This window comes from Actinomadura chokoriensis, assembly GCF_039529475.1.
In the GTDB taxonomy this organism is placed as follows: domain Bacteria; phylum Actinomycetota; class Actinomycetes; order Streptosporangiales; family Streptosporangiaceae; genus Spirillospora; species Spirillospora bangladeshensis.
In genome coordinates this window covers 1-2182 of sequence record NZ_BAAAMW010000065.1, presented here as the reverse complement: position 1 = coordinate 2182, position 2182 = coordinate 1, and the positions used below count along the sequence as shown (strand labels likewise).

Annotated in this window: 2 protein-coding genes; both read right to left on the bottom strand. The window is 73.9% G+C overall.

The features are described 5' to 3' along the window. A partial coding sequence (locus tag ABFX46_RS43245; RefSeq protein WP_428831386.1) for a hypothetical protein occupies positions 1–544 on the bottom strand: 544 nt, incomplete at its 3' end. A 48-nt stretch (positions 545–592) separates the two neighbouring features. Then, the coding region (locus ABFX46_RS43240) for a CDP-glycerol glycerophosphotransferase family protein (protein ID WP_346050438.1) at positions 593–2182 on the bottom strand (1590 nt) is incomplete at its 5' end.

Below are 2182 nucleotides of genomic sequence, written 5' to 3'. Positions count from 1 at the left end.
GCGCGGGCACCAGCCGGGTCCACAGCAGGAACGTCAGCAGGACGGCCCCGGAGACGGTGAGGAGCTGCGCGTCGCCGAGCACCCGCCAGGCGTGGACGTCCAGCAGCGCCGAGGCCCGGCCCACCACCCACGGGAACAGCGGCGGGTACTCGGTCGGCACCCCGGCGACGATGCCGTCCGACGGGACGGCGGTGGCGCTGTAGCGGGTGGCCATCGCGCTCATCCGGCCCTCGTCCCCGACGAGCCCGGCGAACCCGAACGGCGTGCCGTGCAGGGAGTTGCGCAGGGCCAGCGCCGCCCACGCGGCCAGCAGCCCGGCGGCGACACCGGTCAGCGCACCGGTGCCGGGCGCGCTCCGCCACCGGGCGGGACGGGCCACCGCGACCGCCAGCCCCGCGGCCAGCAGCAGGCCGCCGACCGCCACCGGCAGCACGGCGCCCTGCGGGCTGAACGGGCCGCGTCCGGCCAGGGACGGCAGCAGCATCGCGGCGGGCGTCGCCACGACCCAGGCCGCCACCGCCGCCACCGCCGTCACCGCAGGCACGGCCGCCACCGAGGGCACGGCCGGATGCCGGACCGCCCGCATGCCCGGTCAGCCCGACTGGAGGATGCGGTCGACGACGCGGCTGGCGGCCTTGCCGTCGTCCAGCTCGCAGAAGCGCCGGGTGAACCGCTCGTAGGGGGCGGCGTAGCCGCGTTCGACCTCGCCGATCGAGCGGAGGGCGTCGATGACCTCGTCCGAGGAGCCGAGCAGCGGGCCGGGCGCCTCGTGCTCGAAGTCGAAGTAGAAGCCGCGCAGCTCGTCCCGGTAGTGCTCCAGGTCGTAGGTGAAGAACAGCATCGGGCGGCCGGTGTTGGCGTAGTCGAACATCAGCGACGAATAGTCGGTCATGAGGACGTCCGAGACCAGGAACAGCTCGGCTATGTCGGGATAGGCCGACACATCCCGGACGAAGCCGTCCGCGACCTCCGGGACGGTATCGACCACATTGGGATGCCGCCTGATCAGCAGCACGTGGTCCTCGCCGAGTTCGTCCGCCGCCCGCTCCAGGTCCAGGCGCAGGTCGAGCCGGTACTTGCCGGGTCCGTAGTAGCTGTCGTCCCGCCAGGTCGGCGCGTACAGGACGGCGCGCTTGCCGGGCGGCAGCCCGAGCCGCTCGCGCACCCGCTCGGCCAGCATCTGCCGGTCGGGGGAGGCGAGCACGTCGTTGCGCGGGTATCCGGTCTCGATGAGCTCGCCCTCGTAGCGGAAGGCCCGGCGCAGGATCGGCGTGCTGAAACCGTTCGGGGACACCAGGTAGCTCCAGCTCGGCGTCTCCTTGGCCACCTTCTCCAGGTAGCGGGCGTTGGCGAACTGCACGTCCTCGATGTCGAACCCGATGCGCTTGAGCGGGGTGCCGTGCCACGTCTGGACGACGACCTGCCCGGGGCGGCGCACGAACCACTCCGGCAGGTGCGCGTTGGTGACGATATAGCGGCTGCGGGCCATCGCCTCGTACCACTCGGCTCCCCACAGCCGCACCGGACGCGCCGTCCCGGGCAGGTCCACCTGCCCGTCGCGGACCACCCACAGATGCTCCACGTCGGTGCCGCGCCGGACGAGTTCCTCATGGACGGCGCGGGGGCTGTCGGAGTACTGCTTGCCCGAATAGCTGTCGTAGACCACCACCGGACGGAGGGAGCGCAGGCGGCGCGGCGCGCGGTAGTGCCGGACGCGGGTCCGCGCCTGGCGGTAGGCGCCGCGCTCGCCCGGCCGCAGGTCGGAGTGGACCTCCACGATCGGCACGTCGTAGCCCTGCTCGCGGAAGACGTAGCGGCGGCCGTCCACCGTCGTCTCGACGGGCAGCCGGTCCAGGGCGGCATGGTCCAGCGGGACGGCGAGGGGGCGTCCGGCGGGGGCGGTCGTGCTCGACGGGCGCCTGACCAGCACGTCCCAGCGGCCCGATGCCAGCGGCAGGACGCCGCCGAGCGAGACGAGCCGGGCCAGCGGGAGTTCCGCGCGGAACCGTCCGGCCGCGCGGGACATCGGGAACGCGCGCTCCTCGCTCCGGTCACGGCTGCGCAGCACCAGCTCGGCCGGGTCCGGCGAACCGGGCGGATCGTCGCCGGACAGCACCAGCGTCCCGCCCCGCTCCCAGATCGCGTCGGTCACGACCGGGCGGGGAGTGCGGGCCTTCAGCTC